This window comes from Amycolatopsis nalaikhensis, assembly GCF_030264295.1.
Lineage (GTDB): Bacteria > Actinomycetota > Actinomycetes > Mycobacteriales > Pseudonocardiaceae > Amycolatopsis > Amycolatopsis nalaikhensis.
This window is the reverse complement of the sequence record NZ_CP127173.1, coordinates 9,603,499-9,622,659: the sequence shown is the minus strand read 5'-3', so window position 1 is coordinate 9,622,659 and position 19,161 is coordinate 9,603,499. Positions and strand designations below refer to the sequence as shown.

19 protein-coding genes and 2 pseudogenes are annotated in these 19,161 nt (G+C 72.8%); 7 read left to right on the top strand and 14 right to left on the bottom strand.

Annotation, left to right across the window (positions count from 1 at the left end):
- Positions 1 to 79: 79 nt before the first annotated feature.
- The 6 genes and pseudogenes from QP939_RS46720 to QP939_RS46700 form a co-directional block, all read right to left on the bottom strand.
- A pseudogene (locus tag QP939_RS46720) lies at positions 80 to 679 on the bottom strand (FAD:protein FMN transferase); the annotation flags it as partial.
- 26 nt (positions 680 to 705) lie between these two features.
- Positions 706 to 1,134 (bottom strand): FMN-binding protein, encoded by a 429-nt coding sequence (locus QP939_RS46715; protein ID WP_285453304.1) that lies wholly within the window; start codon positions 1,132 to 1,134, stop codon positions 706 to 708.
- A 14-nt stretch (positions 1,135 to 1,148) separates the two neighbouring features.
- Complete coding sequence (locus QP939_RS46710) at positions 1,149 to 2,522, bottom strand: ferredoxin reductase family protein (RefSeq protein WP_285453303.1); 1,374 nt, start codon at positions 2,520 to 2,522, stop codon at positions 1,149 to 1,151.
- Between the two features lie 108 nt (positions 2,523 to 2,630).
- A pseudogene (locus QP939_RS52095) lies at positions 2,631 to 2,801 on the bottom strand (hypothetical protein); the annotation flags it as partial.
- A 299-nt stretch (positions 2,802 to 3,100) separates the two neighbouring features.
- Positions 3,101 to 3,445 (bottom strand): FAD-binding protein, encoded by a 345-nt coding sequence (locus QP939_RS46705; protein WP_285459999.1) that lies wholly within the window; start codon positions 3,443 to 3,445, stop codon positions 3,101 to 3,103.
- A gap of 31 nt (positions 3,446 to 3,476) precedes the next feature.
- A complete protein-coding gene (locus QP939_RS46700) occupies positions 3,477 to 4,688 on the bottom strand; it encodes an MFS transporter (RefSeq protein WP_285453302.1) in 1,212 nt (403 codons plus the stop codon).
- Between the two features lie 95 nt (positions 4,689 to 4,783).
- On the opposite strand from QP939_RS46700, the gene QP939_RS46695 reads away from it, so the two are divergent.
- Positions 4,784 to 5,647, top strand: coding sequence for a LysR substrate-binding domain-containing protein (locus tag QP939_RS46695; RefSeq protein WP_285453300.1), 864 nt, complete (start codon positions 4,784 to 4,786; stop codon positions 5,645 to 5,647).
- Positions 5,648 to 5,674: 27 nt separating this feature from the next.
- Here the strand turns inward: QP939_RS46695 and QP939_RS46690 are convergent, their stop codons facing one another.
- Positions 5,675 to 6,910, bottom strand: a complete 1,236-nt coding sequence (locus QP939_RS46690; RefSeq protein ID WP_285453298.1) for a lipase family protein — start codon at positions 6,908 to 6,910, stop codon at positions 5,675 to 5,677.
- A 34-nt stretch (positions 6,911 to 6,944) separates the two neighbouring features.
- Positions 6,945 to 8,168 carry a helix-turn-helix domain-containing protein gene (locus QP939_RS46685; RefSeq protein WP_285453296.1) on the bottom strand — a complete coding sequence of 408 codons (1,224 nt, stop codon included), beginning with the start codon at positions 8,166 to 8,168 and terminating at the stop codon, positions 6,945 to 6,947.
- Positions 8,169 to 8,297: 129 nt separating this feature from the next.
- On the opposite strand from QP939_RS46685, the gene QP939_RS46680 reads away from it, so the two are divergent.
- Together QP939_RS46680 and QP939_RS46675 are read left to right on the top strand one after the other, a co-directional pair.
- Entirely contained in the window at positions 8,298 to 10,439 is a 2,142-nt protein-coding gene (locus QP939_RS46680) for a LuxR C-terminal-related transcriptional regulator (RefSeq protein WP_285453294.1), read from the top strand.
- 105 nt (positions 10,440 to 10,544) lie between these two features.
- The gene (locus QP939_RS46675; protein ID WP_285453292.1) at positions 10,545 to 10,793 is read left to right on the top strand and encodes a hypothetical protein; all 249 of its coding nucleotides are present in this window, start codon (positions 10,545 to 10,547) and stop codon (positions 10,791 to 10,793) included.
- 268 nt (positions 10,794 to 11,061) lie between these two features.
- Here the strand turns inward: QP939_RS46675 and QP939_RS46670 are convergent, their stop codons facing one another.
- Together QP939_RS46670 and QP939_RS46665 are read right to left on the bottom strand one after the other, a co-directional pair.
- Positions 11,062 to 12,072 (bottom strand): FAD-binding oxidoreductase, encoded by a 1,011-nt coding sequence (locus tag QP939_RS46670; RefSeq protein ID WP_285453290.1) that lies wholly within the window; start codon positions 12,070 to 12,072, stop codon positions 11,062 to 11,064.
- 1 nt (position 12,073) lies between these two features.
- Positions 12,074 to 13,303 (bottom strand): cytochrome P450, encoded by a 1,230-nt coding sequence (locus tag QP939_RS46665; RefSeq protein WP_285453288.1) that lies wholly within the window; start codon positions 13,301 to 13,303, stop codon positions 12,074 to 12,076.
- Positions 13,304 to 13,448: 145 nt separating this feature from the next.
- On the opposite strand from QP939_RS46665, the gene QP939_RS46660 reads away from it, so the two are divergent.
- Both QP939_RS46660 and QP939_RS46655 read left to right on the top strand, forming a co-directional pair.
- A complete protein-coding gene (locus tag QP939_RS46660; protein ID WP_285453287.1) occupies positions 13,449 to 14,384 on the top strand; it encodes an AraC family transcriptional regulator in 936 nt (311 codons plus the stop codon).
- A gap of 130 nt (positions 14,385 to 14,514) precedes the next feature.
- The gene (locus QP939_RS46655) at positions 14,515 to 14,727 is read left to right on the top strand and encodes a hypothetical protein (RefSeq protein WP_285453286.1); all 213 of its coding nucleotides are present in this window, start codon (positions 14,515 to 14,517) and stop codon (positions 14,725 to 14,727) included.
- A gap of 13 nt (positions 14,728 to 14,740) precedes the next feature.
- Here the strand turns inward: QP939_RS46655 and QP939_RS46650 are convergent, their stop codons facing one another.
- Entirely contained in the window at positions 14,741 to 15,601 is an 861-nt protein-coding gene (locus QP939_RS46650; RefSeq protein WP_285453285.1) for an NmrA family NAD(P)-binding protein, read from the bottom strand.
- 66 nt (positions 15,602 to 15,667) lie between these two features.
- Here QP939_RS46650 and QP939_RS46645 point away from each other — a divergent pair, with 66 nt between their 5' ends.
- Entirely contained in the window at positions 15,668 to 16,288 is a 621-nt protein-coding gene (locus QP939_RS46645; RefSeq protein WP_285453284.1) for a TetR/AcrR family transcriptional regulator, read from the top strand.
- Positions 16,289 to 16,514: 226 nt separating this feature from the next.
- Here the strand turns inward: QP939_RS46645 and QP939_RS46640 are convergent, their stop codons facing one another.
- Positions 16,515 to 17,396 (bottom strand): SDR family oxidoreductase, encoded by an 882-nt coding sequence (locus tag QP939_RS46640; RefSeq protein ID WP_285453283.1) that lies wholly within the window; start codon positions 17,394 to 17,396, stop codon positions 16,515 to 16,517.
- Between the two features lie 85 nt (positions 17,397 to 17,481).
- Here QP939_RS46640 and QP939_RS46635 point away from each other — a divergent pair, with 85 nt between their 5' ends.
- Entirely contained in the window at positions 17,482 to 18,057 is a 576-nt protein-coding gene (locus QP939_RS46635; RefSeq protein WP_285453282.1) for a TetR/AcrR family transcriptional regulator, read from the top strand.
- A 57-nt stretch (positions 18,058 to 18,114) separates the two neighbouring features.
- On the opposite strand, the gene QP939_RS46630 is transcribed toward QP939_RS46635, so the two are convergent.
- Together QP939_RS46630 and QP939_RS46625 are read right to left on the bottom strand one after the other, a co-directional pair.
- The gene (locus QP939_RS46630) at positions 18,115 to 18,915 is read right to left on the bottom strand and encodes a glycosyltransferase (RefSeq protein ID WP_285453281.1); all 801 of its coding nucleotides are present in this window, start codon (positions 18,913 to 18,915) and stop codon (positions 18,115 to 18,117) included.
- Between the two features lie 9 nt (positions 18,916 to 18,924).
- Entirely contained in the window at positions 18,925 to 19,161 is a 237-nt protein-coding gene (locus QP939_RS46625) for a hypothetical protein (protein WP_285453280.1), read from the bottom strand.

Below are 19,161 nucleotides of genomic sequence, written 5' to 3'. Positions count from 1 at the left end.
CCCACTCGCGGTCGTCGCCGCTCACGACGAAGACCCGGTGGTCGCGAGGCCGCCAGCCGAAGACGCGGTGGCCCATCGCGAAGGCGGCGGTGGCGTAGGCGTCGGCGCGGGTGAGCGACGGGCCGGTGACCGTGACGGCCGTGAGGTCGGCGGCCGGGGTTCCCGTGGCCGGGTCGATGATGTGCGTGCCGCGTTCGGCCGTGCCGGACGTCGCGACCGCGAAGTCGCGACCCGTGACCACGGTGAGGATCCGCTGTCGATCGGCCGGGTCGCCGACGCCGATGCGCCACGGCTTCCCGGGTGCGGCTTCACCGGCGACCTGGACGTCGCCGCCGCCGTTGACGGCGTGGTGGTGGCTGCCGTGGCCGCGCAGCAGCTCGCTCGCGCGCTCGATCGCCCAGCCCTTCACCAGCCCGGTCGGATCGGGCGTGCCGCGCCAGCGGACGGTGAAGTACCCGCCCGTTTCGGCTTCGAGCTGGGCGCCGAGGCCGAACACCTCCGCGACGAGCGGGTCGGCGTCGGCGACGGTGAGCTCGCCGCGGCCGATCCGGCTGACGTCGCTGTCCGGGCGGAACGTGCTGAACAACGCGTCGACGTGGTGGAGCCAGGTGACGACGTCGGCGATCGGCGCGGTCCAGTCGCCGGGGTCGCGGACGTCGATGCTGAAGACGGTGCCCATGCAGTGTTCGACGTGGACGGTCCGGCTCACGAGAGGCCCGCCTTGTCGAGGGCGCTCTGCAGGGACTCGACGTAACCCTCGGAGGTGTAGGTCGCGCCGGAGACCGTGTCGATGTCCGCCGTGCCCGCCCGCGCGGCCTCCTGGTTGAGCTGGGGGATCGCGTACTCGTTGATCTCCTGGTCCCGGCGGCTCTCGGTCGGGTACTCGACGGCCGTCACGGACGTGAGTTTGCCGTTCTCGACGGTGATCCGGACCTGGACCGGCCCGAACCGGGTGTCGGCGGCATCGCCGGTGACGGTGCTGCCCGCGGCCCCGGCGGTGGGCGTCGCGGTGCCGCTGCCGCTGACGGCGGCGGGCGGGGTGGCCGACGCCGTGGTGGTGGGCTGGGTCTTGAAAGACAACAGGAGCACCAGCCCGGTGACCGTGCCTGCGATGGCGAAGAGGGCCCGCTTCATGGGGAAAGCCTTTCTCAGAACTCGAAACTCTCGTGGTGGATCCGGCGGCTGGGCACCCTGGCCGCGTGCAGCTCGTCGAGCACGGCTTCGGTCATGCCGCGCGGGCCGCAGAGGTAGACGTCGTGCCGGGCGATGTCCGGCACGTGGCGGTTCAGCAACGTCAGCGGGTCGCCGCCGAGTTCGGCGCGGGTGCCGGTGAGGATCCACAGCCGGGCGCCGCGGGCGGCGGCGAGGCGTTCGAGCTCTTCGCGGAACACGACGTCGGCTTCGCGGCTCGCGCGGTAGACAAGGGTGAGGTCCCCGGCCCCAGCGGGCAGGGCTTCGAACAGCGCGCGGATCGGGGTGATCCCGACGCCGCCCGCGACGAGCAGCACCTTGCGGCGGCGGCGTGCGGCGGGGGTCATCGCCCCGTAGGGCCCTTCGGTGACCACGCGGGTGCCGGGCTTCACCGTGGCCAGGGCGGCGCTGTGGCCGCCCAGTGCCTTGACCGTGATCCGCATCCGATCGGGACCAACGGGCGCGGACAGCGAGTAGGGCGAGGAAACCCACCACAGGTCCCGGGTCAGGAAGCGCCAGCGGAAGAACTGCCCGGCCTCGGCCCGCAGCTCGGCGAGGTGCCGCCCGGTGACGACGACGCTCATGACGCCCGCCGCCTCGGCGTGCACGGACTCGACGCGCAGCCGGTGGCGGAAGGCCTGCCGCACCGGCGTGACGAACCGGTACCAGAGGATGGCGGCGCCGACCAGGACGTACAAGGCGGACCAGGCGACGCGCGCCCCGAGGTTCGTCATGAACTCGGCGCCGGTGGCGAACTGGTGGCTGAACGCCAGCGCCATCGCGAGGTAGGTGTAGAAGTGCAGGAAGTACCACGTTTCGTAGCGCAGCCGGCGGCGGGCCGCGCGGGCGGAGCTGATCCCGACACCGACGAGCAGGAGCGCGGCGACGGTCGCGGCGAGGACGTCCGGGTAGCTCAGCAGCAGCGTCGTGGCCTGGCCGAGGACGCCGGTGTGCGCGGAAACCGCGTAGCCCCAGGTGATCAGCAGGCCGTGCGCGACGACGAGGGAGACGACGTACCGCCCGCCCATCGCGTGCCAGCGGGCCAGCCGGTCGGCACCGACCCCGCGTTCCAGCGGCGGGAGCCGCGCCATCAGCGCCACGAGCACGACGAAGCCGTACCCGGCGAGCAGGCCGGTGATCCGCCCGGCATTGGTCAGCCAGTCGCCGAGCCCGTGCACGGAGGGGGTGTCGGCCCACCACAGGCCGACCGCGGCGAGCGCACCGGCGGCGATCACGGCGAGCACGGCGCCCGGGTGGGCGCGCGCGGGCGCGGACACCGGCGCGGGCGGTGCCGCGATCGGCCGGGCGGGGGCCGGGGGAGCAGAGGTCATGACTCCTTTGTCCGGCACCGACCTGTATGGCGTTTGAGCGGTTCCTGTGAGGTTCCTTTGACGTCGGACGCCTGGTCGCGCCGGGGTTTCCGGGAGGCCAGCGGCGGGTTAGCCGTCGGCAAAGCGGCGGCCGCCGAACGCGGTCGGCACCGCTCTCAGCCGCCCGGTCGTCGACCTAATGTCTCCCTCCGGGGGAAAGGCGAACAGCTCGTAGCCGGGAGCCAGGACCATGCCGGGGTCGTAGGCCCGCTTGGCGGCGACGACCCGGCTCCACACCGGGCCGAAGTGGGACCGTCAGTCGGCGGGGCATGGGCAGGGCGCCGACCGGGTTGAGCGTGCCGCCCGCCGCCGCGACCCGTTCGTCCACCGCGCGGTTCGCGGCCACCAGTGCGTCGGCCTCGTCGAGGAGGCGGCGTGAGTCGGTGAGCATCGATTCGACGTCGGCGAAGCGAGCTGGTACCTGCGCGCCGCCTCGGGCGCCGCCGTCAGGCACAGCGTCGCCCGCGTGGTGATGGCCGCCTGGCCGAGCCCGGCGCGCGCCGCGTCGAACAGGTCTGCGTTCGTGTCCGGTGCGCACCTCAGGATGCGTCCGTCGCCCGTGACGACGTCGAGCGCCAGCCCACCGCGATCGTGCCGCCGATCGACAGGTCGAGGTACTCCGGGAGGACCGGTGGGGTGAGTCCTTCGCGGAGGGCGGCCGCGAGGACGTCGCGCCAGGTCGCGCCTGCCCCGACGACGATCCGGTCCCGGCCGACATCGTGGATCGCCGCGTGTCCGGACATGTCCACGACGACACCGCGGTCCGACCTGGAACCGGCCGTACACCGAGTGCCGCGTGCCCTGGGCGGCGACCCGCCGTCCCGTGGCGCCCGCCCAGCGCACGACGGCCGCGACGTCCTCGGCCGAGCCGGGGCGGACGACATCGGCCGCCGCTCGCTCACGCGCGGGGCTGGTTCACGGGTGCGTCTCCTCGCGAGGGTGATCGGATCCCGACGAGTCGCGGTGTGAGCCGAAGGCCGTCAGCAGTGCCGCGACCGTCAACGCGACGCCGAACCACACCGCGCCCGTCGTGCCGAAGCCGGTGGCGAACAGCCCGCCGAGCAGCGCGCCGAGCGCGATCGAGATGTTGTAGCCCATCGTGTTGAGCGACATGGCGGCCTCGAACGTGTCCGGCGCCGCCGCGAGCATCATGTTGACCTGGCACAGGTTCGCCGCCCCGAAAGACACGCCCCACAGCACCACCGCGACCGCCAGCCCCGCCGGGCCGGCGCCGATCAGCAGGACCAGCAGCAGCGACGCGACGAGTCCCGTGCACGCCACGATGAACGTCGCGCGCAGGTGCGCCGTGACCGTGTGCCCGGCGACGAAGTTGCCGACCGCGCCGCCGACGCCGAAGACGATCAGCAGCCCGGTCACCCACGCCGGCGAGACCCCGGCGTTCTGCTCCATGAACGGGCGGATGAACGTGTAGGCGGCGAAGTGCCCGAGCACGTACAGCGCGACCGTGGTCATCACGACCCGCAGCCGTCCGTTCTTCAGCGGCAGCGCGAACACCTCCCGCACCGGGATGGCGCTGTGGGACGGCAGCGACGGCAGGGTGAGCACGACGGCGACGAGCACCAGCAGGCTCAGACCGCTCCAGATCAGGAACGTGGTGCGCCAGTCGGTGCGGCTCTCGATGAACGTGCCCAGCGGCACGCCCACCACGGTGGCGATCGACATGCCCGACAGCACGACCGCCGCCGCCTTGCTCGCCTTCTCGCCGGGCACGAGCCGCATCGCCATGGCGACGCCGATCGCCCAGAACACGCCGTGCGCGAACCCGGTGACGAGCCGGGCGGCCAGCAGGATCGCGAAGTCCGGCGACACGGCCGTGACGAGGTTGCCCGCCGCCATCACCACCAGCAGCGCGGCGAGGAGGGCGCGGCGGTTCACCGTGCGGCTCCACGCCACCAGGAACGGCACCCCGACGCCGGCGGAAATGCCGTACAGCGTCACCATCATGCCCGCGAGCCCGACCGAGACGGACAGCCCGGCGCTGACCGGGGTGAGCAGCCCGACGGGCATCAGCTCGGTGGTGACGAAGACGAACAGGCTCGCGGTGATGGCCGCGACGCCCGCCCACGCCCGCACCAGCGAGCGCGGTTCAGTACTGGTCGTAGTCATACGCCCGAGTCTCGTGACGGCGAATCGATGAGTCCAACGCACAGTTGTCACTCCAGCGATGCCATACGATCATCGATCCATGGAGCTTCCAGCAGATGCGCTACGTCCTCGCCGTCGCCGAGACGAACAGCTTCACCCGCGCCGCGGAGCAGTGCCTGGTCGTGCAGTCCGCGCTGAGCAGGCAGATCGCGAGCCTCGAACGGGAACTCGGCGCGCGGCTGTTCGACCGCAGCAGCCGCCACGTCCGCATCACCCCGGCCGGTGAGGCGTTCGTGGCCGCGGCCCGCGAAAGCCTCAACGCCGCCGAGCGGGCGGTCGCCGACGTCGGCGCGGTGACCGGCGAGGTCCGCGGCACGCTCGCCTTGGGCCTGATCCCCACGGTCGCCGCCGTCGACATCCCGGACGCGCTGAGCCGGTTCCGCGACCGGTATCCCCAGGTGCGCTTGAACATCCGCGTCGGCGGCAGCGAGGAGCTCACCGAGCAGGTCAAGCAGGGGAAGATCGAGGTCGCCTTCCTCGGCCTGCCGCCCAGCGCGCGGCCGGCCGGCGTCAACGCCCGCGAGCTCGCCAGGGACCGGCTGGTGGCCGTCGTCGCGCCCGACCACCCGCTGGCGTGCGAGCCGGTCGTCGACTTGGCGCGGCTCGCGACGGAGACGTTCATCGACCTGCCGCCGCACTCCGCCGCGCGGGCCCAGTCGGACGAGGCGTTCGCCGCGGCGGGCCTGAGCCGTGAGGTCGCGTTCGAGGTCACCACCGCGGACTTCATGCTGGTCCGGCTGGTGCGGAAGGGCCTGGCGATCGCGATGCTGCCCTCGACGTACGTCCCGCACCTGACCGGCCTGGCCACCATCGAGATCACCGACGCACCCACGCGCGTCGAATACCTCATCTGGAGCGGGGTGGGGCGGACCCCGGCGGCGACGGCGTTCCTCGACCTGCTGGGCCTGCCGTCCCGCTGACGCCGTGCCGGGGTCCCCGCGCGGATCTCAGAACCGGCCGCAGTTGCCGCTTCCGGCTTGGCCCTTGAACGCGCTCTGCAGCCACGCCGTGGCGTCGCCCGGAGCGGTCAGCATGCCCAGCGCGTGGGAGAAGAACGGCGTGAACGACACCAGGTCCTTCCACTGCACGGTGGCACCCTTGGCGCACCAGTCCTTGGCCATCTGCTTGCCGGTGGCCGCCGGGATCACGTCGTCGAGGGGGCTTTGCTCGACCATCGTCGGCATCGCGGGCTTCAGGGTGCCGATCCGGTTCTCCGCGACGATCGCGTCGAACGGCGGCCGCGCCAGGAACGAGGCGACCGGCTGGCCGCTCTTGGTCAGTGAGCTCGTCTGCTTGCCCATGAACCGGAAGACCGCGTCGAGCGTGCACGTCTGCCGCGCCTGCAGGAACAGCTGGGCACCGGCCTCGTTGGCCAGGCTCATCATGTTCGCCTCCGGGTACGCCTGGTTGATGCCGATCAGCGCGTAGCCGAGGAACGCGACGTACATGCCGCCGTCCAGCGACTTCGACAGCGCGGCCTTGTCGGCGGGCGGCGCTCCGGCGTACACGCCCTTGACGTCCAGTTCGGGTGCGTAGGTCGCGGCCAGCTCGGCCGCGGACGCCGCGGCGCCGCCACCCTCGGAATAACCGGCGATGCCCACCGGGCCGTTCGCGGGCAGGCCGGTGCCGGGCAGCCGCTGCGCCGCGCGGAGCACGTCGAGCACGGCGTGGGCCTCGGACAACCGGACCACGTAGGGGTGCTCGCCGCCGCCTTCGACCCAGGGGCCGATGTAGTCGGTCTGGGCCACGGCGAACCCGGCGTTCAGCAGCGCGTTGACGAAACCGCCCTGGAATCCGGAGACGACGTCCGACGCGCCTTCGCCGGCGAGCGTTTTCGACGGCGCGCACTGCGGTCCCATGCCGAAGGTGAACGGGGCGTAGGCCACGATCGGCCGTTCCCCGGGACCGGTCCACGGCGAATTCGGGACGAAGACGGTTCCGCTGACGGCGACCGGCTTGTCCTTGTTGTCCCGGGACAGGTACAGAATGCGGGTCGCTTTCGCGCCGTTGTAGGTCGAGGGAGCGGACTTGAGCACGTCACCGTTCTGGCCCGGCGGCAACGGCGAAGGCGGCACGTAGACCGACGTGCTGTCGGCCAGCGCGGGGGCGTTCGCTGCCGGGAGCGCCACCATTCCGGCGGCGACCAGCGTGGCGACCACGCCGCGACGAAGAAATGCGGACATGTGTACTCCGAATCGAAGAAAGAGAGGGGGTTGGTCAAGGCATGGAATCGGATCCGCGGTCCGGCGTCAACCATTCGTTTCGCGGGGTCGATAAATTGTCAATCGCGTGAGGGTGTGCCTGCGCGGAAATTGTGCCGAGCTTTCTTGAACGCAACGCGATTTCGAGGGTGAGGCGTTCGGCGGGGTCGGTCAGCCTGCCGTCGAACAGGTCGGTGAGCAGCCGGAGGCGGTGCCGGACGGTCTGCGGGTGCACGCCGAGGAGCCGCGCGACTTCGGGGGCGCTGCCACCGGTGCTGATCAGCGCGAGCAGGGTGTCGGCCGCCTTCGCGCGCTGGTTCGCGGTGAGGGCGTCGAGCGGGGCCAGCGCCTGGTCGGCGATTGTCGTGGTCAGGAAGGCGTCGGCCAGCAGCCAGTGCGTGGTCAGGTGGTCGGCCCAGTCGGTGACCGGGCGGTCGGGGAGGACGCCGTCGCGGACCAGGTCGAGGGTGCGGCGGGCCCAGTCCAGGGACTTCGCGGCGTCCGCCAACGGCACGGGCGGGCCGAGCGCGGCCCGGACGCCGAAGGGCGGGAGTTTGGCGCCGTCCGGGAGCAGCAGCCGGGGGTGCGGGTCGTCGAGGTCGGCGAGCGCGGGCGCGCCGGGGTCCGCGGCGCCCGGTTCGACGGCGACCAGGACCACGCGGTCCGGCAGGGGCCACCGGGCCGCGCGGGCCAGGGCTTCGACGTTCCCGGCGCCGGCGCCGGTCAGGATCGCTTCGAGGAGACGCTTGTCCGCAGGGACGGCCGCGCCAGCGGTGGCCAAGGCGGAAAGCGTTTCCACGCAAGAGAAAAGGGCTTCCGCGCACGCGCAGACGACACCGGTAGGTGGCTGGCCCAGAGCCGCCAGCCCCCGGCGGCTGCCCGTGCTGCACGCGCGGGCGACGAGCTGCGGGTCGCCGCTCGCCGCGCCCAGGGTGCGGAACAGCTCCGCGTCCGCGCCCTGCCAGTCGGCGTCTTCGCCGGTCAGGGTGCGGTGCAGGTTCGCCGCCACGAACCGCCAGGCCCTGCTGTCCAGGAGGGTGGGGTGGGCGGGCAGGGCGTGCCGGAGTTCGCCCAGCACGGAGTCGGCCAGCAGCCGGGCCACCGGCCAGGTCCACGCGGGTGCTTGGACGGCCGCGCGCGTCACGGCCGCCGCCCGCCGTGCGGGCCACGGCTGGACACGGCGCTGTGTCGCTTCCGGTGCATTTCGGGCCTCCTCGAGCCGGTCGCGGGTGATCGTCACCGGCCGTGCCCGGGCGCCGCATCGGCAAAAACCCGTAAACCCGCCGCCCGCATACGTACGCGGTCGCCCGGGCCGTACTGCTCGGTTAGATTGATCCAGTTCCCGACTGCGAGGTGCGCCCTGTCGTCCATGCCCGAGACCGCCGCCCTGCCCGCCGAGCTGACCAGCTACGTCGGCCGCGGCCGCGAGGGTGCCGAGGTCCGGGCGCTGCTCGGCGATTCGCGGCTGGTGACGCTGACCGGCCCGGGCGGGGTGGGCAAGACCCGGCTCGCGGTGCGCGTCGCGGCCGACGTCGCCAGCAGCGTTGCCGACGGCGTCGTCTTCGCGGAACTCGCCGAGGTGCGCGACAGCACCCTGGTGGCGAACCTCGTCGCCGATCGGCTCGGGCTGCACGGCCGTCCTGGTGTCGCCCCGGCCCGGCTGGTGGTCGAACACCTCCGGCCCCTCTCCGCGCTGCTCGTCCTCGACAACTGCGAGCACGTCGTCGACGCCTGCGCGGAGTTCGTCGGTACCCTGCTGGCCGAATGTCCGCGCGTCGTCGTCTTGGCCACCAGCCGCCAGTCCCTCGCCGTGCCCGGTGAACAGGTGCTGCCCGTGCCGCCGCTGCCGGCCGCCGATGCCGTGCGGCTCTTCCGCGACCGCGCCGCCCGGCTCTGGCCCGAGGCCGTCACCGACACCCCGGACACCGAACGCGTCCTGGCCGAGCTGTGCGCGCGCCTGGACGGGCTGCCCCTGGCGATCGAACTGGCGGCCGCCCGGATCCGGTCGCTGTCGCCGCGGCAGATCGCCGACCGGCTGGCGGATCGGCTCGGCCTGCTGAAGTCCGGCCTGCCCGGCGCGCCGGAGCGGCAGCAGACGCTGCGGTCGGCGATCGACTGGAGCCACGAGCTGTGCTCACCGGCCGAGAAGGCCGTCTGGGCGCGGACGTCGGTCTTCGCCGGGTCGTTCGACCTCGACGCGGCCGCGTTCGTGGCCGGCCTCCCGCCGGACGAGGTGCTGGAGCTGGTCGACGGCCTGCTGGACAAGTCCGTGCTCGTCCGGCGCCAGGACGACGACGTCGTCCGCTACCAGCAGCTGGAGTCCTTGCGCGAGTACGGCCAGGAACGCCTCGAGGCCTCGGGCGAGCGGGAGCGGGTGGCGCGCCGCCACGCGGACTGGTTCGACCGGCTGGCCGCGCGGGCCGAAGCGGAATGGGTGAGCGGCCGCCAGCGCCGCTGGATCGTCGACCTCACCCGCGACCACGCGAACCTGCGGGCCGCGCTGGACTGGTCACTGTCCACTCCGGACGGATCCGGCGTCGCCCTGCGGATCACCACTCGCCCGTTGGAGTACTGGGTGCTGCGCGGGCTGGTCGGCGAAGCGAAGGGCTGGCTGACGCGCGCGCTCGCCGCAGCCCCGCCCGGGCACCCCGACCGCGGACGCGCGCTGTGCGTCTGCGCGCTGTACACGCTCTGGCTGGGCGACGTCGACGGCGCGGAACGCCTGCTGGCCGAAGCCGAAGCCCTGGGCGACGATCCCGTGCTGGCCGCGCGCATCCTGCACGTGCGGAGTTTCGCGACGATGCTGACCGTCCGGCCGGGGTCCGCCGAGATGGCCGCGGCGACCTGCGCCGCCTTCCGGGAGCACGGGCTGGTGCGCGAGGAGCTGCACCCGCTGTTCATCCACGGCGTCTCGGTGGCCTACCGGACCGGCGACCTCGCCGCCGCGCACGCCTCCCTGCGCCGCATGCGTGACCTCGTCGGGGAAGACGAGCTGTTCTACCGGGCCATGTCGTTGTTCGGCGAGGCCATCGTGGAGGTCGAGTTCGGGGACGCCGCGGCCGCGACCCGCGCGGCCACCGAAGCGCTCCGGCTCGACCTGCGCCTCGGCGACCAGCAGGGCCGCGCCTACCGGCTCGACACGCTGGCCTGGATCGCCGACCGGGCGGGCGAGCACGGGCGGGCGGCCACGCTGTTCGGCGTCGCCGCCACCCAGTGGGAGCGGATCGGCACCGCGCCCGAGTTCGCGGTCGGCATCCCGCACGGCACGCACATCGCGAGCACCCGTGCGGCCCTCGACGTCGGCGCATCCTCGCCGAAGCGGCCTTCGCCGATTTCGAGCCGTGAGCACGAAGTCGCGAAGCTCGTCGCCGAAGGTCTGACGAGCCGGGAGATCGCGGCCGCGCTGGTCATTTCCCAGCGCACGGTCGAAACCCACATCCAGCACATCCTCACCAAACTGGGCTTCGGCAACCGCGCGCAGATCGCCGCGTGGGTGGCGCGCCAGGAGTGAGCGCGCGGGTGCTTGACACGATCCGCGGTGCGAGTTATAGAAAACAGTGAGTGCGGGACATGACCTGGTGTCGAGGACGAGTGGCGATCCGGGGAGTGAGCGACGATGCCGGACACGGCGGTGACCAGCCGGTTCACCGAGCTGGTCTGCGCGGATGACGACTGGGTGCGGGCCGAGTTCGCCGAGATCGTCGCCGCGAACTTTCCCGCCGAGCCCGTGCCGCCCGCCCGTGCACCCCGTGCCCGGCGCCCTGAAGTTCCGCGCACGGAGCGAAAGACGTACGCCCGCCCGTCGTTCGTGCCCCGCTCGTGCGAACGGCGTCAGCGGTCGCCGCCGCTGTTCCCGACCTGGTAGGAAATTCGTGGGAAAACCGGGGAGGTGATGACGACGGTCCGGCCTCGTGCCCGATCCCGAGGCGGCTGGCTGCCTGCTCCTGACGATGCCGGTGAGACCCGAGAGTCCCGGCCCGCGCCGCACGGCGTACCCCGCGACAGCCACCCCGAAGGGCCGCCGAGGCCGTGACCACTGTGGAGCACGGAACGAAAACCCTTGCGACGCACACCCTTCCGAGCCCGGTCCGGCTCCGTCGACGTCGGCGGAGCCGGACCGGGCCGCACGCGCGCTAGGCGTCGGCCGGGGTGAAGTTCTCGCGGTGGATCATGCGGGGCGCCATGCGGCGGCGCTTGAACGCCTTCACCCCCGCCTCGACCATCGGCGGTGGCCCGCACAACCAGCCCGACCAGCCACGGGCGCTGGCGACGTCTTCGACGAACACGTCCGTCGGGAAGCCGCTTCGATGGGACGATTCCGGTTCGTGGGACAGCACCGGCACGAACGAAAACCCGGCGTACTCCTCCGCCAGTTCGGCCATCAGGTCCAGGTCGTAGAGATCGGCCGCGCCGCGGACTCCGTGGTACAGCAGCACTCTCCGGTCCGGGTCGCGGCCCAGCGCGGTGCGCGCGAGCCCGATCAACGGCGCCAGGCCGGTGCCGCCGCCGATCAGCACCATCGGGCCGCCGTCGTCCTCGTCGGCCGGGGGCAGGACGAAGTCGCCGAGCGGGCCCGTCACCTCGACCCGGTCGCCGATGGCGAGGCCGTCGAAGATCCACCGCTCGGTCGCCGCCCCGCCGGGCACCAGGCGGACGTGCAGTTCCAGGACCTTGTCCTCCTCCGCGGTGTTGACCAGTGAGTACTGGCGCCGCACCGTCGTGCCCGGCACCGTCAGCTCGACGTACTGACCGGCGTGGAAGGCCAGCGGTTCGGGGAGCCCGAGCCGCAGGCGGCGCGTGTCGCGGGCGATGTCCTCGAGCTCGCGGACCGTGGCCACCAGGTCGCGCAGCGGGTGGGTCGCCCGGCCGGCGACGCCCCCGGTGCCCTCGACGACGACGTCCGAGCGGAGCCGGGCCTGGCAGGCCAGCGCCAGGCCAGCCGTCCGCTCTTCGGCCGTCAGGGTGTCGGCGGGGGAGTCGCGGTGGTCGACGGCACCGCTGACCACCCGGAGCTTGCACGTGCCGCAGGTGCCCTGGTTGCAGGAGTTCGGCAGCCAGACCCCGGCGCGCAGGAACGCGTCGAGCAGCGGCTGGTCGTCCCCGCACGGCACCTCCCGGTCGCCGACGGTGGCGGTGAACGGCATCTCAGACCTCCCAGGTGACGTGCAGCGACGTCGGCCCGCGGAAGCCCCAGCCCCAGAACTCGACGTCCGACGAGGTGTCGCGCTCGAGGTTCGGGATCGCCTCGAACAGCTCCTCCAGCGCGATGCGCATGACGTGGTTGGCGAAGTAGATCCCGGCGCAGGCGTGGTTGCCCGCCCCGAACGCCAGGTGCGGCAGCGGCGGGCGGTGCAGGTCGTAGCGGGTCGGGGCCTCGTAGACGCCGGTGTCGTGGTTCGCCGAGCCGTAGGACAGGATCACCGGCGTCCCCGCGGGCAGGTCCACCCCCGCGACGGTGACCTGCTTGGTCGAGATCCGGGCGGTCGCCGACCAGATCGGCGACGTCCAGCGCATGCCCTCGGAGATGGCGCGGGGGATCAGCGCGGGGTCGTCGACGACCTCCTCCAGCTGGTCCGGCTCGCTGAACAACCCGACGAGGGTGGAGGCCATGCCGTGGCCCGGCTCCTGCATCGCGCCGAGCAGGTACACGTAGATGGTCGGGTAGATGTACTCGCGGTCGCGGGTCTTGCCGGGCGGCATCCCGTCGTGCAGCCAGTGCGAGATGGCGGTGTCGGCGGGCTCGGCGATCCAGCGGTCGATCAGGGGGTCGACCGCGGCCTGGATCTCGGCCTTGGCTTCGTCGCCTTCGCGGAAGCCCTCGGGGTTGGCGAACTCGCCGTCCTCGGTCATCGCCGCGTTGGTGAAGGAGCGGCTGAGCTTGGCGAACCACTCGCGGAGCTTGTCCGAGCTCACGCTCTGCAGGCCGAGCAGGTCGCCGAGGGAGCGGACGCTGACCGGCTCGCAGTACTGGGCGACCAGCTCGGCGCGCCCGTCGTCTTCGAACGCCGCCAGGTAGCGGCGGGCGATCGGGCGGACGAGGTCGTCGATCCACCGGTCCACCTCGACCGGCTGCAGCGCGGGTTCGACCATCGAGCGCAGGTCGGCGTGGATGTCGCCGTTGACGCCGATGATCGCCGGGTGGCCGAAGGTGCGCCCGCCCGCCGGGGTGATGACGGCCTCGAAGTCGGGGCTCGTGGCGATCTCGCGGCAGATCTCCGCGGTCGTCGCGACGTAGGACCCGAGCACGGGCACGTAGGCAAGCGGGGCCTCCCGGCGAAGCCGCTCGTAGGCTTCGTACGGGTTGCGCTCCAGCTGCGCCATGGTGACGTCGTCGAGCCAGGAAAGGTCCGGCTGGGTGGTGCTGCTCGTCGTCATCGACGGGGCCTCCTTCGGGACTTCGTCCGGGTTGGGAGGCAAGGTAGGTCCGCCGCGGGGGAGCCGACGACACGCAAAGCGCGGATCCGATACGGATCGCGCGACGAATCGAGCGCACGGCCGCGGATCGGTTAGCATGCCTGCCATGTCCGCACGCCGTGGTGCGACGCCCCGGGACTGGGAGCGAGCTTCGAAGTCGGTCGCCGAGGCCTACTTCCCGCACCAGCTCACGCCGCTCGGCGGCGGCCGCGAGCCGCGGCTGACGCTGCGGACCCTCGACCTCGGCCCGGTGCTCATCGGCTACGTCGGGTGGGGCGCCGACGTCGAGATCGCGTGCGACTACCCGAGCGCCTACGAGGTCAACCTGCCGTTGACCGGGCACCTGGAGAGCCGCGGCCGGCACGGCGCCGTGACGTCGGTGTCCGGTCAGGCGACGATCTTCCGCGCCGACACCCCGTCGCTGATCAGCCACTGGGACGCGACGTGCACGGTGCTCGGCGTCAAGTTCGACCGGGACTGGCTGGACCGCGAGGCCGAGCGGGTGCTGGGGGCCGAGCCGGTGCGGGTGGCCGGGGTGCTGCCCGACCAGCTGCGCCTCGAGGACGGCGCCGCCCGCGACTGGCAGCACCTGATCAAGGGGCTGTCCTCCCAGGTGCGTGACCACTTCTTCTTCGGCGAGCTGCCGGTCGTGCGGCAGCAGCTGGCCGGCGCGGTGGCGGCGGGCTTCCTGCTGTCCAGCTGCCCCGACCTCGGCCGCGGCCCGGTCGTGCGGCCCCGGGCGATCGCCCGGGTGGTGGACGCGGTGCGGGACGACCCGGCGCGGGCGTGGACGGCCGCGGAGATGGCGGCGGTCGCCGGGACCACGGTGCGCCGGCTGCAGGAAGGCTTCCGCGAATGGGTCGGCTGCCCGCCGATGCAGCACCTGGTCGGCGTCCGGCTGCAGCGCGCCCGCGCCGATCTCGAGGCGCATCCCGGCGTGTCGGTCAGCGAGGTCGCCGCCCGCTGGGGGTTCTCCAGCGCGAGCCGGTTCGCGGCCGCTTTCCGGCAGCGCTACGGGTGCCTGCCGTCCCAGGCCCGGTGAGCCGTCCGGCCACAATGGACGGACGGGTCACCGGTGGTTGATCTTCGGGTGGTGCTAGAGTCGCCTCGCCCCGCGGGTTCGCGGGGCGAGGGGAACTCATTCTTTCGTGGCAGGGCAAGGGATTCTCGGGGTGGAAGAAAAGGCGGGGTTCGACGCGGCTTTCCGGCGGCGGATCGCGAAGGCGAGCCGCGACGTCGCGGACGCGCGGTCGGTCGGTGACCACGACGTGGCGCGGGTGCACGCGGAGAAGCTCGAGGACGCCTTCGATCTCGCCTTGCGGATCCGGTTGGACGACGACACGGGCCCCGTGGCGGTTCCCCGCCCCCGTCCGGCCGTCCGGTAGCTCGCGAGCCGGCTCAGGCGGGCTTGAAGTTTTCTTCGGCGAAGGCGCGGAACGTCGTGGGTGTGGTGTTTCCGGCGGTGCGCGGGACGGCGTTGGTGATGCCGCGTTCACCCGCGAGGTCCATGTCCATCATGGACCGCGCCATCGCCTCGGAGAAACCGCGGCCGACGAGGAACCGCCGGAGCGCGGCCCGGTCGTCGAGCCGGTAGCGGACGGGGGAGCCGAGGACGTCGGTGAGGATCTCGGCGATGTCCTGGTACGAAAGGTCTTCACCGCCGAGGGAGTCGACCGTTTCCTGCCCGGTCCAGGTGTGGTCGAAGAGGTGGGTCGCCGCGAGCGCCGCGATGTCCTTCGTCGCGATCCACGGCATCCGGAAGTCGGCCGGGAGGGTTCCGGAGAGGACGCCGTCCTCGATCGTGGCCGCCTGGCGGAGGATGTTGTCCATGAAGGTGGGCAGCGCGAGCGCGCGCACGTGCGCGCCGGTGCTGCGGAAGAGGTCCTCCATCGCGTGCGACGCGGAGACGTGACCGGCGTAGATCCGCGAGCCGCGGCCGAGCGCGGAAACGATCACCACGCGCGGAACCTGGTGGCGCACGACGGCATCCGCGCCGGGGATGGAGGCGGTCACGTACGCCTCGTAGGGGCTGCTCGCCGTCGGGTCCGCGGGCATGAGCCAGAACAAGGAGTCGGCGCCGTCGAGCGCGCGGTCCAGGACGTCGGGATCGCGGTGCGACCCGACGACGACCTCGGCTCGCGCCCGTACCGCGGCGGGCAGCTTGCCGAGGTCGCGGACGATGAGCCGGACCGGCTCGTCCTGCGGGGTGGCGACGAGCTTGCGGCCGATCTGCCCGGTCGGTGCGGTGATCACGATCATGGATGATGTCTCCGAATCAGCGACTGAAGTAAACTCGACTGTACCGTATACTTTGAGGTGGATGCCATGGCCCGTCGCGGGCAAGCGCTGCGCGAGCACATCCTTGACACGGCGAAGCTGGCGTTCCTGGAGGACGGCTTCGAGCGCACGTCGATGGACGCGATCGCGGCGCGCGCGGAGACGTCGAAGCGGTCCCTCTACGCGCACTTCCCGACGAAGGACGCGCTGTTCGTGGCGGTGGTCGAGCGCATTCGCACCTTGTTCGGCGCCCGGATGCGCACGCCTGTCGAGTATTCGGAGGAGCCGTCGGAGGCTGTGGTGCGCTACTGCGGGCGGTTGTCGCAGCTGGTGCGGTGGTCTTCGGTCGCGCGAATGCTGCGGCTGGGCATCGCCGAGGCGGACCGGCTGCCGGAGCTGGCGGCGGGCCTCTATGACGTCGTGTTCGGAGTCGCGGCGGCCGATCTCGCGGCGCATTTGGTGGCGGGGTTCGGGCTCGAGGAGGGTGTGGCCCGGGTGGCGGCCGACGAGCTGATCGGGCTTGTCCTGCACCCGATGCTGCCGCGGTTGCTGTTCGGGATCGAACCTTTGGTGGATGACCTGCCGGAGGAAGCCGACTTGGCGGCGGAGGTCGACCTCGAGCGGATCGGCGAGCTGTTCCGGCTGGTGGTGCGGCCGACAGTCGGTTGAGGCTTGCGGCCGCCGCCCGCTGTCTGAGGCTGGCGGTCGCCGCGGGTGGCTCGCGGCCGCCGCGGATGGCCGCCGATCCCGCCACCCGCCGCAAGCTGCCTTTGGCCGGCAGATGCTGGCGGCCGCCGCAGATGGCTCGCGGCTGCCGCGGCCACCGCGGCTGGCCGCCGACCTCGGCGCACGCGGGCTGACACCGGCCGCCTGAGTCAGGCGGCCGGTGCGCACCTCACGGCCGCACGTTCTCCAAGTCCTCCAGCAGGCTCGGGTGCTTCGGCTGCCACCCGAGGACCTCGCGGGTGTGTGCGCTGGTAGCGGGCTGGTCGGTGGCGAAGATCGGGCCGAACGGACCGAAGTTCTCCTGCGGCACCGGTTCGACCGGCAGGCCGAGGCGCCGTCCGATGACCGCCGCGATGTCGCGGACCGCGTCGCCCTCGTCGGCCACCGCGTGCCAGGCCGTGCCCGCCGGGGCCGATTCCAGCGCCAGCCGGAACAAGACCGCCGCGTCGCGCGCGTGGACCGCGGGCCAGCGCTGCGTTCCGTCGCCCGGGTAGCCGACCACTCCGGTGCGGCGCGCCTGGTCGGTCAGCAGGCCCGCGAACCCGCCCTTGCCTTCGTTGTGGACCGTGCGCGGCATGCGGACCGCCGTCGCGCGCACCCCGCGCGTCGCCAGGTCCAGCAGCGCCGTGACCGAGCGGGCTCGGGCGGCGACCGGACCTTCCGTGGGCAGCGGGTCGGCCTCGGTGGCGGCGCGGCCCGGCACCCACGGCGTGCCCGAGACGGTGACGATCGGGCGGTCGCTGCCGACCAACTCCTCGCCCAGCGCGGCCATCGCGGCGCTCTCTTCGGCGATCGACCGCTCGAGCGCCTCCGCCGTGCTGTAGTCGCTGCCGAACGCCAGGCTGATCACGCCGTCGGCCTGCCCGGCCCCCGCCCGCAGGACGTCGAGGTCCGCGAGCTGCCCGCGCAGGACCCGGGCGCCGGCGTCGGTGAGTGCCTGCGCGGACTTGTCCGAGCGGGCCAGCGCGAGCACGGTGTGCCCGCCCTCGAGCAGCTCGGTGACGACCGCGGAGCCGATGGTGCCGGTCCCGCCGGTGACGAAAACGTGCATGAGAACTCTCCCGCAAGTGATGCGACCTTTGTCCCATCACCGTACACGCTGACGGGACCATTGTCCCATCACCTATGATGGGCACATGGCCCGATGGCAACCGGAGACGACGCAGCGGCTCGTCGTCGCGGCTTGCGACCTGTTCACCGAGCAGGGGTACGACGCCACCACGGTCGCGCAGATCGCCGAGCGCGCCGGCGTCACCAAGAGCACGTTCTTCCGGCACTTCTCCGACAAGCGCGAGCTGCTGGTCGCCGGCCAGGAGACGCTGAGCAGGCTGCTCGCCGAGGGGATCGCCGAAGCCCCGGCCGGTGCCACCCCGCTCGAAGCGGTCGGCGCCGGGCTCGAACGCGCGTCGAGCATCATGGGGCCGGTCAACCGCGAACTGGGCCCCCGCCTGAAGGCCGCGGTGGCGGCCAGCGCCGAGCTCCAGGAGCGAGACGCCCTCAAGAGCGTCGGGCTCGCGGCCGCCATGACGACGGCGCTCGTGGAACGCGGGGTACCGGACCCGACGGCGCAGCTCGCGGCCGAGCTCGGCGTCCTCGCGTTCAAGCGGGGCTACAGCCAGTGGTCCGAAGCCGAACGGGACGACGGCGGGCTCGCGCCCCACGCACTGGCGGCATTGCGGGAGCTGCACGCGGCGACGGCGTCTTTGGGCTGATCCGGCCGGTTCAGGTGAGAGGGCTCCGCGGCCACAGTGTCCCCGGGTTGATCCGCCTCAGGCGAGGGCCCGTTCGAGGCTCTCGACGACCTCCGCCGGGTCAGGGGCCGCCGCCATTTCGCGCGCCACCTCGGCCGCCTGCCGGGCGTACTCCCCGCCGAGCGCGGCGTGGATCGCCGCCGCCGGGTCCGTTCCCTCAACGACGACCGCCACTCCGCGCGCCGCGCACGCGCGGGCCATCCGCTGCTGGCTGGGGGCACCACGCGGGAGCACCACGAGCGGGCGTCCGTGGGCCAGCGCGGCGAGGGTCGTTCCCGCGCCGCCGTGACAGACGACCAGCGCGCACGCGGGCAGCACATCGGGCAGAGACACAAACCGCGTGAAACGGATCCGGTCGTGGGCGAACGGAGGCCGCGGGCCGGTGCACAGCACGTCGGTGTCCGCCGCCAGAAGCGCGTCGACCACGGCGTCCAGCCCCGGCGCGTCCCGGTAGAGCGGGACCGTGCCGAACCCGGCGTAGACAAGCGGGCGGGTTCGCTCGGCGACCCACGCCAGGGTCTCCGGATCGGCCGCAGCCAGACGCGGGGTGGTGAGCCGGACCGGCCACCGCGGCGGCCCGGACCACCCCGTCGTGGTGAGCGAGCCGGGGCAGGGGTCGATGTGGGCGAGGGCCCTGTCGGCGTCCGGCACCGCGGCCAGCGGGCTGCCCCAGCCGTGGCTGATGAACGGCAGCCCGCGGGCGGCCGCGAAACGCGCGCCACCGTGTTCGCCCTCTTCGGACACGACGACGTCGGGCCGCCCGGAGATCATGCGGTGCAGGTCCGCCGTCAGGGCCGGGCCCGCGATCTCGGTGAACATCCGCGGTCCTCACTCGGCGGGCGGCCGGGTCGCCGTCTCCGGCCACCGTCGCAGGTGTTCGGCGTGCAGCTCGGCCTCGGCGAGGCCGGCCGGGACCGCCGGGAGGCCGAGTGCCGCCAGCGCGGGGTGGAACTCCGGGTGCGTCGCGACGCTCACCTCGTGACCCGCGGCGAGCAGGGCGCGCAGCACGCCCAGCATCGGCACGAGGTGGCCCCAGCCGGGGAACGTCGTCGCGAGGACCCGCAC

Bases quoted from the DNA above. Each gene is read 5' to 3' on its own strand.
- QP939_RS46715 (WP_285453304.1), bottom strand. From the start codon at position 1,134: ATGAAGCGGGCCCTCTTCGCCATCGCAGGCACGGTCACCGGGCTGGTG.
- QP939_RS46710 (WP_285453303.1), bottom strand. From the start codon at position 2,522: ATGACCTCTGCTCCCCCGGCCCCCGCCCGGCCGATCGCGGCACCGCCC.
- QP939_RS46705 (WP_285459999.1), bottom strand. From the start codon at position 3,445: ATGTCGTCCGCCCCGGCTCGGCCGAGGACGTCGCGGCCGTCGTGCGCT.
- QP939_RS46700 (WP_285453302.1), bottom strand. From the start codon at position 4,688: ATGACTACGACCAGTACTGAACCGCGCTCGCTGGTGCGGGCGTGGGCG.
- QP939_RS46695 (WP_285453300.1), top strand. From the start codon at position 4,784: ATGCGCTACGTCCTCGCCGTCGCCGAGACGAACAGCTTCACCCGCGCC.
- QP939_RS46690 (WP_285453298.1), bottom strand. From the start codon at position 6,910: ATGTCCGCATTTCTTCGTCGCGGCGTGGTCGCCACGCTGGTCGCCGCC.
- QP939_RS46680 (WP_285453294.1), top strand. From the start codon at position 8,298: ATGCCCGAGACCGCCGCCCTGCCCGCCGAGCTGACCAGCTACGTCGGC.
- QP939_RS46675 (WP_285453292.1), top strand. From the start codon at position 10,545: ATGCCGGACACGGCGGTGACCAGCCGGTTCACCGAGCTGGTCTGCGCG.
- QP939_RS46670 (WP_285453290.1), bottom strand. From the start codon at position 12,072: ATGCCGTTCACCGCCACCGTCGGCGACCGGGAGGTGCCGTGCGGGGAC.
- QP939_RS46665 (WP_285453288.1), bottom strand. From the start codon at position 13,303: ATGACGACGAGCAGCACCACCCAGCCGGACCTTTCCTGGCTCGACGAC.
- QP939_RS46660 (WP_285453287.1), top strand. From the start codon at position 13,449: ATGTCCGCACGCCGTGGTGCGACGCCCCGGGACTGGGAGCGAGCTTCG.
- QP939_RS46650 (WP_285453285.1), bottom strand. From the start codon at position 15,601: ATGATCGTGATCACCGCACCGACCGGGCAGATCGGCCGCAAGCTCGTC.
- QP939_RS46645 (WP_285453284.1), top strand. From the start codon at position 15,668: ATGGCCCGTCGCGGGCAAGCGCTGCGCGAGCACATCCTTGACACGGCG.
- QP939_RS46640 (WP_285453283.1), bottom strand. From the start codon at position 17,396: ATGCACGTTTTCGTCACCGGCGGGACCGGCACCATCGGCTCCGCGGTC.
- QP939_RS46635 (WP_285453282.1), top strand. From the start codon at position 17,482: ATGGCCCGATGGCAACCGGAGACGACGCAGCGGCTCGTCGTCGCGGCT.
- QP939_RS46630 (WP_285453281.1), bottom strand. From the start codon at position 18,915: ATGTTCACCGAGATCGCGGGCCCGGCCCTGACGGCGGACCTGCACCGC.